This is a genomic window from Neglectibacter sp. CSJ-5 (assembly GCF_032490475.1).
GTDB lineage: Bacteria > Bacillota > Clostridia > Oscillospirales > Acutalibacteraceae > Hominenteromicrobium > Hominenteromicrobium mulieris.
Genome location: NZ_JAVYJC010000007.1, coordinates 23,569 through 36,021, shown reverse-complemented (window position 1 = coordinate 36,021; position 12,453 = coordinate 23,569). Strand labels below are relative to the sequence as shown.

15 protein-coding genes and 1 tRNA gene are annotated in these 12,453 nt (G+C 53.6%); 14 read left to right on the top strand and 2 right to left on the bottom strand.

The genetic code is table 11. From position 1 onward, the window contains the following. Positions 1 to 19: 19 nt before the first annotated feature. The 6 genes from hisB to R2K26_RS12820 all read left to right on the top strand — a co-directional run bounded on the left by hisB (position 20) and on the right by R2K26_RS12820 (position 4,459). Positions 20 to 607, top strand: coding sequence for an imidazoleglycerol-phosphate dehydratase HisB (hisB, locus tag R2K26_RS12845; RefSeq protein ID WP_176821422.1), 588 nt, complete (start codon positions 20 to 22; stop codon positions 605 to 607). Between the two features lie 61 nt (positions 608 to 668). Then, positions 669 to 1,742 carry a 1-(5-phosphoribosyl)-5-[(5-phosphoribosylamino)methylideneamino]imidazole-4-carboxamide isomerase gene (gene hisA, locus R2K26_RS12840; RefSeq protein WP_316522175.1) on the top strand — a complete coding sequence of 358 codons (1,074 nt, stop codon included), beginning with the start codon at positions 669 to 671 and terminating at the stop codon, positions 1,740 to 1,742. A 13-nt stretch (positions 1,743 to 1,755) separates the two neighbouring features. Further along, positions 1,756 to 2,079: a phosphoribosyl-ATP diphosphatase gene (gene hisE / locus R2K26_RS12835; protein ID WP_176821424.1), complete on the top strand. Its 324-nt coding sequence runs from the start codon at positions 1,756 to 1,758 to the stop codon at positions 2,077 to 2,079. Further along, complete coding sequence (locus R2K26_RS12830) at positions 2,076 to 2,843, top strand: methyltransferase domain-containing protein (protein WP_316522172.1); 768 nt, start codon at positions 2,076 to 2,078, stop codon at positions 2,841 to 2,843. The genes hisE and R2K26_RS12830 overlap by 4 nt, the downstream gene beginning before the upstream one ends. 10 nt (positions 2,844 to 2,853) lie before the next feature. Further along, on the top strand, positions 2,854 to 3,342 hold the full coding sequence (locus R2K26_RS12825) for a GNAT family N-acetyltransferase (protein ID WP_176821426.1): 489 nt from the start codon (positions 2,854 to 2,856) through the stop codon (positions 3,340 to 3,342). Positions 3,343 to 3,466: 124 nt separating this feature from the next. Beyond that, positions 3,467 to 4,459, top strand: coding sequence for an asparaginase (locus R2K26_RS12820; protein WP_316522168.1), 993 nt, complete (start codon positions 3,467 to 3,469; stop codon positions 4,457 to 4,459). A 115-nt stretch (positions 4,460 to 4,574) separates the two neighbouring features. Here the strand turns inward: R2K26_RS12820 and R2K26_RS12815 are convergent, their stop codons facing one another. Further along, a complete protein-coding gene (locus tag R2K26_RS12815; protein ID WP_316522164.1) occupies positions 4,575 to 4,982 on the bottom strand; it encodes a BlaI/MecI/CopY family transcriptional regulator in 408 nt (135 codons plus the stop codon). A gap of 434 nt (positions 4,983 to 5,416) precedes the next feature. On the opposite strand from R2K26_RS12815, the gene rpsU reads away from it, so the two are divergent. From rpsU to R2K26_RS12775, 8 genes are all read left to right on the top strand, one after another. Then, entirely contained in the window at positions 5,417 to 5,593 is a 177-nt protein-coding gene (gene rpsU / locus R2K26_RS12810; protein ID WP_176821429.1) for a 30S ribosomal protein S21, read from the top strand. A gap of 85 nt (positions 5,594 to 5,678) precedes the next feature. Next, entirely contained in the window at positions 5,679 to 6,203 is a 525-nt protein-coding gene (locus R2K26_RS12805; RefSeq protein ID WP_176821430.1) for a YqeG family HAD IIIA-type phosphatase, read from the top strand. A gap of 39 nt (positions 6,204 to 6,242) precedes the next feature. Then, positions 6,243 to 7,322: an aminopeptidase P family protein gene (locus R2K26_RS12800; protein WP_316522159.1), complete on the top strand. Its 1,080-nt coding sequence runs from the start codon at positions 6,243 to 6,245 to the stop codon at positions 7,320 to 7,322. Positions 7,323 to 7,420: 98 nt separating this feature from the next. Next, positions 7,421 to 7,978 carry an elongation factor P gene (gene efp, locus R2K26_RS12795; protein WP_176821432.1) on the top strand — a complete coding sequence of 186 codons (558 nt, stop codon included), beginning with the start codon at positions 7,421 to 7,423 and terminating at the stop codon, positions 7,976 to 7,978. 89 nt (positions 7,979 to 8,067) lie between these two features. Further along, entirely contained in the window at positions 8,068 to 8,520 is a 453-nt protein-coding gene (locus R2K26_RS12790; protein WP_316522150.1) for a CD1247 N-terminal domain-containing protein, read from the top strand. A gap of 134 nt (positions 8,521 to 8,654) precedes the next feature. Next, positions 8,655 to 8,731, top strand: a tRNA-Ile gene (locus R2K26_RS12785). Positions 8,732 to 9,415: 684 nt separating this feature from the next. Continuing rightward, positions 9,416 to 11,758: a ferrous iron transport protein B gene (feoB, locus tag R2K26_RS12780; protein WP_316522146.1), complete on the top strand. Its 2,343-nt coding sequence runs from the start codon at positions 9,416 to 9,418 to the stop codon at positions 11,756 to 11,758. Then, entirely contained in the window at positions 11,755 to 11,922 is a 168-nt protein-coding gene (locus tag R2K26_RS12775) for a FeoB-associated Cys-rich membrane protein (protein ID WP_316522143.1), read from the top strand. The genes feoB and R2K26_RS12775 overlap by 4 nt, the downstream gene beginning before the upstream one ends. A gap of 63 nt (positions 11,923 to 11,985) precedes the next feature. Here the strand turns inward: R2K26_RS12775 and nifU are convergent, their stop codons facing one another. Next, on the bottom strand, positions 11,986 to 12,435 hold the full coding sequence (gene nifU, locus R2K26_RS12770) for a Fe-S cluster assembly scaffold protein NifU (RefSeq protein ID WP_316522141.1): 450 nt from the start codon (positions 12,433 to 12,435) through the stop codon (positions 11,986 to 11,988). Positions 12,436 to 12,453 lie beyond the last annotated feature (18 nt).

The following is a 12,453-nucleotide window of genomic DNA, read 5'->3' as shown; positions in this document are numbered from 1 at the left end:
CCTTTTAGGGGGAAACGATATGGAACGTGCGGCAACAGTTGTGCGCCAAACAAAAGAAACGAACATTGAGCTGACCTTGGGGCTTGACGGCGGCGAGGTTGTCGTCGATACCGGCGTGGGCTTTTTCGACCACATGCTCACGGCGCTTGCCGTGCACGGCGGCTTCGGCCTTCAGTTAAAAGCCGAGGGCGACTGGAATGTCGATTGCCACCACACGGTGGAAGATACCGGCATCGTGCTCGGCCGTGCGTTTAAGCAGGCGCTCGGCGACCGCAGCGGCATCGTGCGCTACGGCCATGCCATGATCCCTATGGATGAAGCGCTCGGCTTCTGCGCCGTAGATGTCAGCGGCCGCCCGTACCTTGTGTTCGACGCTGCGTTCCCGCAGGAGCGCGTCGGCGATTTTGACACCTGCATGACGGAGGAGTTCTTCCGCGCGCTTAGCGATAACGCCGGCTTCACGCTGCACCTGCGCTGCCCCTACGGCAAAAATTCTCACCATATGATCGAAGCGCTGTTCAAAGCCTGCGCGCACGCTCTGTGCGATGCCACAGCAGAAAACAGCACCGGCGCGGTGCTTTCCACCAAGGGCACGCTTTCGGAATAATTTGAAATTTTAACTTTTTTGCATACACGATAATTTGGAATGAATAAGGAAGGGATATAACATGATTATTTTACCGGCGATCGACCTCAAGGACGGCAAATGCGTCCGCCTGTTTCAGGGCGATTACGCCACGGCGGAGCAGGTGGCGGAGGATCCCGTCAAGACCGCGCAATCGTTTGAGGAGCAGGGCGCGCGTTGGGTGCACCTTGTCGATCTCGATGGCGCAAAGGCACGCCGTCCCGTAAACGACAGCACCATTTTCTCCATTCGCGATAATGTCTCGATGAATATAGAAGTCGGCGGCGGTATCCGCGATATGGACACCGTGGAATATTATCTTTCGCACGGCATCAATCGCATCATTCTGGGCTCTGCGGCGCTGCACAGCCCGGAGTTCGTGCGCGAGGCCGTGAAAAAATACGGCAAAAAGATCGCCGTCGGCATTGATGCGTTAAAGGGCAAGGTGGCGGCAGAGGGCTGGACGGCTCAAAGCGAAGTGGACTACCTCGAAATGGCAAAGCGCATGGAAGACATCGGCGTGCGCTACCTCATCGTGACCGATATTTATAAGGACGGCACCATGAACGGCCCGAACCTCGTCATGCTCGATAAGGTCAACCGCGCCGTCAGCTGCAACATCATCGCAAGCGGCGGCGTCAGCAACTTAAAGGACATCGTAGACCTCAACGCCCTCGGCGTGTACGGTGCCATTGCGGGCAAATCCATTTATACGAAAGCGCTGGACTTAACGGCGGCCATCACCGCCAGTCAGCGCCTTTCCGGTAAAGCGTTCAAGTGCAGCGAAGAAGTGGAAGACCATCTTGAGCGCTACTTTAAAAAATCGGAGCTCATCCCGTGCATCGTGCAGGAGGCCTCCACAAACGAAGTGCTCATGCTGGCATACATGAACCGCGAATCCATGGCGAAAACGCTGGAGACGGGCTACACGTGGTTTTACAGCCGCAGCCGCCAAACGCTGTGGAACAAGGGCGCAACGAGCGGCCATACGCAGAAGGTCATCAGCATGCATGCCGATTGCGACGACGATACACTGCTCGTAAAGGTTGTGCAGACGGGCGCGGCATGCCACACCGGCAGCCACAGCTGCTTCTACAAAGAGATTGCAAGAAACTGACGGAGGGAACACTATGGACATTTTGCAGCAGCTTTATGATACCGTTTTGGAGCGCAAGGGCGAAAAGCAGGAGGGGTCTTACACCTGCTACCTGTTTGAACAGGGACTGGATAAAATCCTCAAAAAGTGCGGCGAAGAGTGCAGCGAAGTCATCATCGCCGCGAAAAACGGCAAAAAAGAGGACACCGTGGGCGAAATCAGCGACCTGCTCTATCACCTCACCGTCATGATGGTGAACGAGAACATCCCGCTTGACGATGTGCGCGCGGAGCTTAACCGTCGTCACGGCAAAACGGGTAACCTCAAAACTTTCCACAAGGTGGACCACAATACATGACACAAACTGAAAAACACGCACTTTGGGCGCAGGAAGAACAAAGCGCCGAAATGCACGGCTGGGATTTTTCGCACATCCGCGGGCGTGTAGTGGAAGCCCCGCTGCCGTGGCATTATAAGCAAAAAGTGCTCGATTTTTTAAAGCCGCAGTCCGTCATTTTGGATATGGGTACGGGCGGCGGAGAGTTCCTTTTGTCCCTGCGCCACCCGTTTTCGCAGACAAGCGTCACGGAAAGCTGGCAGCCGAATTTTGAACTGTGCGAAAAAAAGTTAGCGCCGCTCGGCATCACCGTGCGCAAAACCGAAGAGGACAAACCTCTGCCGTTTGCGGATAACAGTTTTGACCTCGTTTTAAATCGTCACGATTTTTATGACGTAAACGAAGTGCGCCGTGTCCTAAAGCCCGGCGGATATTTTATCACGCAGCAGGTAGGCGGCAGCAACGACTTGCGCCTGCGCACTTTGCTCGGCAATAACAAAACCGCCATACCGAGCTTTAACCTCGAAAACGAGCTGCTGCGCTTCAAAAACGCCGGCTTTACGGTGAATTTCTGCGACCAGGCCTATTTAACCGACCGCTATTTGGATGTCGGCGCACTCGTGTGGTACGCAAAGGTTCTGCCGTGGGAGTTCGGCAATTTCACAGTAGAAAGCTGCCTGCCGCAGCTCGATGCGCTCGACGCGCTGTGTGAAAAGCAAGGTTATATCCCAAGCGTGCAGCACCGCTTCATGCTCATTGTCCGCAACAGAAAGCCGAAAGAATAAGGAGGAAACCATGGCAGCCAACATTCGCTTTGCAACCGAAGCAGACATTCCGGTCATTTTAGAGTTTATCCATGCGCTCGCCGCGTATGAAAATATGGAAGATCAGGTCATTGTAACGCCGGAGCTTTTAAAAGAGTGGGTCTTCCAAAAGAAAAAAGCAGAGGTTTTCCTTGTTTCGGAGGACGAAAAGCCCGTGGGCTTTGCGCTTTTCTTCCACAATTTCTCCACGTGGCTTGGCCGCGCGGGCATTTATCTTGAGGATCTTTTCGTGCTGCCGGAATATCGCGGCAAGGGCTACGGCAAGCTGCTGTTAAAGCGCCTTGCGCGGCTCACTTTGCAGCGCGGCTGCGGCAGACTGGAGTGGGCGTGCCTCGATTGGAACACCCCAAGCCGCAAGTTCTATGATTCCCTCGGCGCCGTGCGCATGGAGGAGTGGACAACGTACCGCCTGACGGGCGACGCGCTTTTATCCCTTGCGTCCAACATCTCACTCAAATAATTTCGCAAAAGCAAAGAGGCGGGCTGCGGCTCGTCTCTTTTTGTCGGTTCTGCGGCTTGCATTTATGCAGGAAAATGTGGTATGATATTTCCGCAATTTCACGAAGAATAGGGGAAAATACAGAATGAAAAAAATTCTGTTCATTGCGACCGGCGGAACCATCGCTTCGGCGAAAACGGAAAACGGCCTCACGCCGGCGATTACATCGGAGGAACTTTTAAATGCCGTACCGCAGGTGAAAAACCTGTGCGCGGTGGATACCGTGCAGCCGTATAGCTTAGACAGTACTAACATGTGTTGGAAGCAGTGGATCCACGTGGCGGAGATCATCCGCGATAACTATGCAAAGTACGACGGCTTTGTCATCGCCCACGGCACGGATACGTTGTCCTACGCGGCGGCCACGCTCTCGTATCTCATCCAGAAAAACGAAAAGCCCGTTGTTTTAACGGGTGCGCAGAAATCCATCGAGGTGCCGGACGGCGACGCGCGGCGCAATTTGTTTGAAGCGTTTGTATACGCCACAGATGCCCGTGCGTGCGGCACACACGTCGTTTTTAACGGGCACGTCATTGCAGGCACCCGCGCCAGAAAAACGCATACAAAGAGCTTTGACGCCTTTTCCAGCATTGATTTCCCGGACATCGGCGTGTTCTACGATAAAAAGCTCCTGTGCTATATTGATGAGCGCCCGGAGTGCCCCGGCGCGGTGTTCTACGATAAATTAGTACCGGAGATTCTCTCTATCCGCGTCATCCCGGGCATGGACCCGTCCGTGTTCGATTACATCACCGCGCACTGCCGCGGCGTTGTCATCGAAAGCTTCGGCGTCGGCGGCATCCCGTACTACGGCGACAACGCGTTTGAGGAAAAGATTGCTGCGTTAATGGAAAACGGTGTGCGCGTCGTCATCACCACACAGGTTCCGCACGAGGGCAGCAACCTTTCCGTCTACCGCGTGGGCCATATCATCAAGGAAAAATACCGCGTGCTCGAAGCTTCCAACATGACAACGGAAGCCGTCATCGCCAAAATGATGTGGGCACTGGCCTATTCCGAGACCCGCGAGGAATTTGAAAAGCTCTTCTGCACCCCTGTAGGCAAAGACCAATTATAAATTGTATTCGCCTGCGGCGGGTGATATTGCCCTTCGGACAATGCAAGTGAAGCTTGCTATATCATTACAAAACAGAAGGCAGAGCGATGATGTGCTCTGCCTTCCGTTTTGTCCGTCATGTTTGTTTTTTCGCGGCCAATTTTTCACGCTTCTTTTGCAGCATTGCAATGAGCTCGTCAATCATCGAAGCCGGGTCATCCGCCGTGTCGATCATTGCAGAGAGGAACGGCGCCACGAGCGCGGGATCCTGAATCGTCGTGTCGCGCAGCTGTAACTGGGCATACTCCTCCTCTGTCATGCACGGTGCAAAGGTGCGCGCATAATTGCGAAACGTCTTCACAAAGCCGGCCGGGATGATCATCCCTTTTTTTAAAAGAGAGTTCACCATCAGGTGAATGTAGCTGTCTTTCCAGGTCTTCTGTGGGGAAAGCGCGACCATTTCTGCCGCGGAAAGCGCACGGTCCGTGTGCCACAAAAGATACATGACTTCGCTTTCGCTTTTTGTAAGCGCCGTCTTTTTCATATAAATCCGTAACCTCGCTTTAGTAGGAATTTACGCAGGGTTTTATGGAGGTATTATATAATATAACGCTCGCGCTTGTCAATGTTTTGGGCAAAATTCAGTTGAAAAATTTTCCTATCAGCACTTTTGCAGATTGTCGAAAAGCAAAAACAAGAAAAAACCTATGACAAAGCCGCAAAGCCGCGCTGCGTTTTCCGCCTAATCATAAAAATCGCAAAGCAGGGGAAGAGAAGCCCCAAAAACTCGTGCAGCACCGCTTTAAAAGGCAAATAAACGGCCCTAAACGGATTTTTTTGCAAAGAGAAACGGATTTCTTCTATTTTTCGGGAAAAAAGCCTTGACTTTTTTGCCCCCTGCCACTATAATTATTTGTGTTATTTCGTGCTAAGTAACAAATACAAACCCCTGCCTGATGGCGGATGGGAGGGATATAGATGGCTGAAATCAGAATCAAAGACAACGAATCTTTGGAGAGCGCACTCAGACGCTTTAAGAAGCAGTGCGCAAGAGCGGGCGTTATTCAGGAAGTTCGCAAGAGAGAGGCTTACGAAAAGCCTTCCGTTAAGCGCAAGAAGAAGTCCGAAGCAGCTCGCAAGCGCAAGTACAAATAATCAAACGTGAAGAAGCGGGCTTTTTGCCCGCTTTTTTGTGTAAACGGGTTTTTCCCGAGCAACACAGGAGGCAAAGACCGAAGCTATGGCGGTATTTAAACCGACCGGCACGCTCCACTGCGTGACGGAGCTTACGCCCGAGCTTTTAAAAGCGCTCAATGTGCACATGATCGTGCTCGATGTGGATAATACCATGTCGCCGCACGGCTCGCAGACGCCGTTTCCCGGCGTGCGGGCGTGGGCACAAAGCGTAACGGCAAGCGGCGTCAAGCTGATCGTTGTTTCCAACAATTACAAAAAACGTGTGGCGCCCTTTGCCGCGCAGTTCAATCTGCCGTTCGTTTCTTTCGCGTGCAAGCCGTTTCCGGTCGGCTACCTGCGCGCAAAGAAAATGGCCGGCACGCCCCGCAGGGAATGCCTTGTCGTGGGCGACCAGATCTTCACCGATATCCTCGGCGCAAACCTTTGCGGAATGCGGTCGGTTTTACTTGACCCCCTGTCGCCGGATCCTTCCGCCACGGTGCGCTTCAAGCGCAGTCTGGAAGGCTTTTTGCGCCCGCACTATACGCGGCTCACGGCCGGGGAAGAAACGGTAAAAAGCAAAGCATAAAGGGCACCTTTGGGTACACATTAGAAAGGGGAATTATCAATGAGCAATCCGATCGAACGTCTTACCAATTCTGTCATCGGCGGCGATAGCAAAAAAGCGGCGCTGATCGTTTCCGAAACGAACCTCTATTACCTCACGGCGTTCCCATCCACAGACGGCGCACTGCTGCTCACTTCCGAGCAGGCTTATTATCTCCTCGATTTCCGTTACACCGAGGCCGCACGCGCCAAGGCGCAAAATGTGGAGGTTGTGGAGTTCACCTCGCTTAACGAAACCTATAAGACGCTTCTGAAAAAGCACGGCATCACCGAGGTGTACATGGAATACGCCGCTCTGCCCTACGGTCATGCGAAGCGTTTTGAGCAGCTCTCCGAAGAGTGCGGCGCTAAGGCGATTTTGGATACGACCTTGGACGATGCCATCCGCAAGCAGCGCATCGTCAAGAGCGATGAGGAAGTGAAGAGGATCTGTGACGCACAGGCCATCACAGACGCTACGTTTGAGCATATCCTCCCCTATATCAAGGAAGGCGTAACGGAGCGCGAAATCGCGCTGGAGATTGAGTTCTTCATGCGCAAAGAGGGTGCAGACGGCAATGCGTTCAACCCCATCGTTGTCACCGGCGCAAACGGCTCGCAGTGCCACGGCATTCCGGGCAACACACAGATCAAAAAAGGCGATCTCATCACCATGGATACCGGCGCTATGCTCGCGGGCTATCATTCCGATATGACCCGTACCGTCGCGCTCGGCTATGTAAACGATGAGCAGAGAGCCATCTACAACACGGTTTTAAAAGCACAGCTCGCCGTTATCGACGGCGCACACCCGGGCATGCGCTGCTGCGATGTGGATAAGATCGCGCGCGACATCATCGAGACCCCGTACCCGAACACGTTCGGTCACGGCCTCGGCCACGGCGTAGGCTTCGAGATTCACGAGTGGCCGCGCTTCAATAAGACCGATGAGACCATCTGTGAGCCGGGCATGGTCATCACCGACGAGCCGGGCATCTACATCCCGGGCAAGTGCGGCGTGCGCATTGAAGACATGCTGCTCATCACAGATGACGGCTGCCGCAGCCTCACGCATTCCCCGAAGGAGCTCATCATCCTGTAAAATTTCCGAAAAAACGGAGAAACAGAACGGTTTTTTCTTGAAAAAAGCCACTTTCTGTTATACAATAGACCTAAGAAAAATTTGGAGGTATTATCTATATGGTAACCGCAGGCGATTTCAGAAACGGCGTCACCTTTGAAATGGACGGCAACGTTTACTCGATCATTGAATTCCAGCACGTCAAGCCCGGTAAGGGCGCGGCGTTCGTCCGCACCAAGATCCGCAACGTGATTTCCGGTGCCGTGACGGAAAAGACGTTCAACCCGAACGATAAGTATCCGACCGCTTTCATTGAGAGAAAGGACATGGAGTATCTCTACAATGACGGCGACCTGTACTATTTCATGGACAGCGAGACCTACGAGCAGCTGCCGATCAGCCCGAATGTCCTCGGCGATAACTTCCGGTTTGTGAAGGAAAACATGGTTTGCAAGGTGCTCTCCTACAAGGGCAACGTTTTCGGCATTGAGCCGCCGAACTTTGTTGAGCTTCAGGTCACAGAGACCGAGCCGGGCGTGAAGGGCGATACCGCTACGAACGTCACGAAGCCCGCTACGCTGGAGACCGGCGCAGAGATCAAGGTTCCGATCTTCATCAACGAAGGCGAAATGATCCGCGTCGATACCAGAACCGGCGAGTACATGGAGCGCGCATAAGCGTTTTCCTTGTTCCATACGCCGAAACACCCGGGGCGAAAGCCCTACGTTAGGCAGCGCGTTTGCCTGCCGGAAAGATAGGTGCAAGCATGACAAATTCCGAGAAAGCGGCATACATCCGCGGTTTGATGGAAGGCATGGATCTGGACCCGAATGCGAAGGAGACGAAGCTCTTCAACGCGATTGTTGACCTGCTCGATGACCTCTCCCTTTCCGTTGAGGAAATGGAAGACGCATACGATGAGCTCAGCGGCCAGGTAGACGAGATCGACGAAGACCTCGGCGAGCTGGAAGAAGAGTTCTACGACATCGACGAGGACGAGGACGAAGACGATTACGATGACGACGCATGGGAAGACGACGAAGACGAATGCTATTACGAAGTCACCTGCCCGAAGTGCGGCGATACCATCGAGCTCAACGAAGAAATGCTCGATGAGGGCTCCATTGATTGCCCGAACTGCGGCGAAACGCTGGAGTTCGACCTCGAAGAAGACGATTCCTGCGATTGCGGCGAAAACTGCGACTGCAATAAGGAATAATTTTCGGGTCATATAAACCTGTAAAGAACGGGAGAGTCGTTTTGCGGCTCTCCTTTTTCTTTTCGCACGGGTGAATTTAGGTCTTGCAATTATATGCTGTTTGTGCTATACTTTTTAAGTTCCGATATATAGTCGGGCCATTAGCTCAGTTGGTTAGAGCTACCGGCTCATAACCGGTTGGTCCAAGGTTCGAGTCCCTGATGGCCCACCAAAAAAGAGTTTTGTCAAAAGACAAAACTCTTTTTTCAATACTATCCGTTCTCTGAGAGAACAGATAGTATACGCTTCGCGTAAACGGAAAAATATCACAATGCGTCAGCAATCTTTTATATTCGGCACAGTCGAATATATCACTAAATAATCATTACTATTGCGCCTATGCATCTCAAGTGTGAACAATTTGTAAACATTCCCGTGAAGTTTCCCTAAAGAGGTAAACCTTTGCGGGATTTTCTCTATTAGTAGGAAGCACAAAAATCTGAACATCACTGTGCGGCGCAGACGCAATACTTTGTATGAGCGCAAACGTTTCACAGCCGTCTTGACGCCTCGTTTTGTGCCATGCCATACTGAGAGCGAAAAGGGGGAGATAGTGTGCGTAAACTTTGGAAAAACCACCGGAAAATCTGCGTAGCTGTGTGCGCAATCATGACATTGCTCGTGCTTTGCGCGTATCTTTTCACAGCGTTCCGCGTAGGTGTGTGGCACAAAGAAATGACCGCAACGATCCATAGCGCAAAATTGGGCGAATAACAGCGAAACAGAGTGTAAAAGCACGCTTTATTTGGGGCTAAACGCAGATATAAGCGTGCTTTTGCGTAGAAATGCCCTTGACAAATTCCGAGCAACATAATAGACTTAAAACGTCTAATCGGGATAGAAAAGGGGCAAGAACATGACACTGAAAGACCTGCCGATCGGCAAAACGGCAACGGTGGCAAGCGTTGGCGGCGAGGGCGCGCTGCGCCAGCATTTTCTGGATATGGGACTCATTCCGAAGGCGGACGTCACCATGGTGAAATTCGCACCTATGGGCGACCCCGTTGAGGTGCGCATACATGGCTACGAGCTGACGCTGCGCCTTGCCGATGCGGAAAAAATAGAGATCGATAAAATTCGCGACACGATAACGGAGCCGATGCGGCCGCAGGACGCGCGCCCGATTTTTCACCCGGGTCTCGGCGAGGGCGGCAAGTACCACGTGCAGACCGGCGAGCCGCTGCCGCCCGGAGAAACGCTGACCTTTGCACTTGCGGGCAATCAGAACTGCGGCAAAACGACGCTGTTTAATCAGCTGACGGGCTCTAACCAGCACGTGGGCAACTTTCCGGGCGTGACGGTAGATCGCAAAGACGGTGCGATACGCGGCGTGGAAAACACGCTCGTCACCGACCTGCCGGGCATTTACTCCATGTCGCCGTACTCGAGCGAGGAGCTCGTCACGCGGCGCTTCGTTTTGGATGAGCATCCGCGCGGCATCATCAACATTGTGGACGCGACGAACATAGAACGCAATTTGTACCTGACGATGCAGCTGATGGAGCTGGATGTGCCGATGGTGCTGGCGCTCAATATGATGGATGAGGTGCGTCAAAACGGCGGCTCTGTGCGCGTGAACGAGATGGAGGAGATGCTCGGCATCCCCGTGGTGCCGATCTCCGCCGCGAAAAACGAGGGTATTGAGGAGCTTATCGACCACGCCGTGCACGTGGCAAAGTACCGGGAAGCGCCGGGGCGGCAGGACTTCTGCGATGTGAACGACCACAACGGCGCGGTACACCGCTGTTTGCACGGCATTATGAGCCTCATTGAAGACCATGCCCACGATGCGGGCATCCCGGTACGCTTTGCGGCGAGCAAGCTCGCCGAGGGCGATCAGCTTGTTTTGGACCGGCTGAACCTCGACCAGAACGAAAAGGAGACACTGGAGCACATCATCACGCAGATGGAAAAGGAACGCGGGCTCGACCGCGCCGCCGCCATTGCCGACATGCGCTTCAGCTTCATTCAAAAAGTGTGCGGCGCTACGGTCGTAAAGCCGAAGGAAAGCCGCGAGCACGCAAGAAGCGTGGCGATAGACCGCGTTTTGACCGGCAAATACACGGCAATACCGGCGTTTATCGGCATTATGGGTCTTGTATTCTGGCTGACGTTTAACGTCATCGGCGCGTTTTTATCGAATTTACTGGACATGGGCATCGGCGCGCTGACGGATATTGTCGACCGCGGCATGGCGGCAGCGAACGTGAACCCTGTGCTGCACTCGCTTGTCATCGATGGTATTTTCACCGGCGTCGGCAGCGTTTTGAGCTTTCTGCCGGTCATTGTGACGCTGTTTTTCTTCCTCTCCATGCTGGAGGACAGCGGATACATGGCGCGCGTGGCGTTTGTGATGGATAAGTTATTGCGCAAAATCGGACTTTCCGGCCGCAGTGTGGTGCCGATGCTCATCGGCTTCGGCTGCACCGTTCCGGGTGTGATGGCGAGCCGCACGCTGCCTTCCGAGCGCGACCGCAAAATGACGATTCTGCTCACGCCGTTTATGAGTTGCTCCGCAAAGCTGCCGATTTACAGCTTTTTTGCGGCGGCGTTTTTCCCGGGCAAGGGTGCACTTGTGATGGTCATTTTGTATTTCACCGGCATTTTGGTCGGGATTTTGATGGCTTTGCTCATGCGCGGCACGATGTTTAAGGGTGAGGCCGTACCGTTTGTGATGGAGCTGCCGAACTACCGCATGCCGGGCGCGAAAAACGTGGCACAGCTTTTGTGGGAAAAGGCGAAGGACTTTTTACAGCGCGCTTTTACGGTCATTTTTGTTGCGACCATCATCATTTGGTTCCTGCAAACGTTTGACCTGCGCTTTAACATCGTTTCCGATTCCAAAGACAGCATTTTGGCGGTCGTCGCCGGGTGGATTGCACCGATTTTTGCGCCGCTCGGCTTTGGCGACTGGCGCATCTCTACGGCGCTCATCACGGGCTTTATGGCAAAGGAAAGCGTGGTGTCTACCTTGACGGTGCTGTTCGGCTCCTCCACGGCGCTTACAACGCTGCTGACACCGCTTTCCGCCGTAAGCCTGCTTGTGTTCTGCCTGCTGTACACGCCGTGTGTGGCGGCCATTGCGTCCGTAAAGCGCGAGCTTGGCGGTAAGTGGGCGGCAGGCGTCGTCATCGGTCAGTGCGTCATCGCGTGGCTGATGGCGGGGCTTGTGTACGGCATGGGGTCGCTGTTTATATGATGGATAAGCTGAACATAGGCACGGTTCTTGTGTTCCTTTTGCTCGTCATAGCGGTGTTTTTGGCTGTGCGGGCCATTCAAAAAGGAAAGACCGGCGGCTGCGGCGGGGATTGCACCCACTGCGCCGGCTCTTGCGCAAAGCCGGAACAGAAAAACAAAGCATAAAAAGAACAGAGCATAAAAAATCTCCTGCTTCCCGAAAGAGGCAGGAGATTTCGTTATCTTAACTTATTCGTCTTCTTCGGAGACGCCGTGCTCGTGCGCTTCGTCGGCATCCTTGATCTCGCCCACGATGGGGGTGGGGTCGATGCCGCGGCGGCGGTAGTAATCGGAGACCGCAGCCTTAATGGCCTGCTCGGCCAGAACGGAGCAGTGAATCTTGATGGCCGGAAGACCGTCCAGCGCTTCCATGACTGCCTTGTTCGTCAGTTTCAGAGCTTCCGGGATCGTCTTGCCTTTTACAAGATCGGTCGCCATGCTGCTTGTCGCGATGGCTGCGCCGCAGCCGAAGGTCATGAACTTTACGTCCGTGATGACGTCGTTATCGACCTTGATGTACATGCGCATGATGTCGCCGCACTTCGGGTTGCCGACTTCACCGACACCGTCTGCATCTTTGATTTCGCCAACATTGTGCGGGTTGGCGAAGTGTTCCATTACTTTTGCACTGTATGCCATATCGTTTCATTTCCTTTC

What these genes read in the sequence shown, in the direction of transcription:
- hisB (WP_176821422.1), top strand. Translation starts at nt 20, where the DNA reads ATGGAACGTGCGGCAACAGTTGTGCGCCAAACAAAAGAAACGAACATT.
- hisA (WP_316522175.1), top strand. Translation starts at nt 669, where the DNA reads ATGATTATTTTACCGGCGATCGACCTCAAGGACGGCAAATGCGTCCGC.
- hisE (WP_176821424.1), top strand. Translation starts at nt 1,756, where the DNA reads ATGGACATTTTGCAGCAGCTTTATGATACCGTTTTGGAGCGCAAGGGC.
- R2K26_RS12830 (WP_316522172.1), top strand. Translation starts at nt 2,076, where the DNA reads ATGACACAAACTGAAAAACACGCACTTTGGGCGCAGGAAGAACAAAGC.
- R2K26_RS12825 (WP_176821426.1), top strand. Translation starts at nt 2,854, where the DNA reads ATGGCAGCCAACATTCGCTTTGCAACCGAAGCAGACATTCCGGTCATT.
- R2K26_RS12820 (WP_316522168.1), top strand. Translation starts at nt 3,467, where the DNA reads ATGAAAAAAATTCTGTTCATTGCGACCGGCGGAACCATCGCTTCGGCG.
- R2K26_RS12815 (WP_316522164.1), bottom strand. Translation starts at nt 4,982, where the DNA reads ATGAAAAAGACGGCGCTTACAAAAAGCGAAAGCGAAGTCATGTATCTT.
- rpsU (WP_176821429.1), top strand. Translation starts at nt 5,417, where the DNA reads ATGGCTGAAATCAGAATCAAAGACAACGAATCTTTGGAGAGCGCACTC.
- R2K26_RS12805 (WP_176821430.1), top strand. Translation starts at nt 5,679, where the DNA reads ATGGCGGTATTTAAACCGACCGGCACGCTCCACTGCGTGACGGAGCTT.
- R2K26_RS12800 (WP_316522159.1), top strand. Translation starts at nt 6,243, where the DNA reads ATGAGCAATCCGATCGAACGTCTTACCAATTCTGTCATCGGCGGCGAT.
- efp (WP_176821432.1), top strand. Translation starts at nt 7,421, where the DNA reads ATGGTAACCGCAGGCGATTTCAGAAACGGCGTCACCTTTGAAATGGAC.
- R2K26_RS12790 (WP_316522150.1), top strand. Translation starts at nt 8,068, where the DNA reads ATGACAAATTCCGAGAAAGCGGCATACATCCGCGGTTTGATGGAAGGC.
- feoB (WP_316522146.1), top strand. Translation starts at nt 9,416, where the DNA reads ATGACACTGAAAGACCTGCCGATCGGCAAAACGGCAACGGTGGCAAGC.
- R2K26_RS12775 (WP_316522143.1), top strand. Translation starts at nt 11,755, where the DNA reads ATGATGGATAAGCTGAACATAGGCACGGTTCTTGTGTTCCTTTTGCTC.
- nifU (WP_316522141.1), bottom strand. Translation starts at nt 12,435, where the DNA reads ATGGCATACAGTGCAAAAGTAATGGAACACTTCGCCAACCCGCACAAT.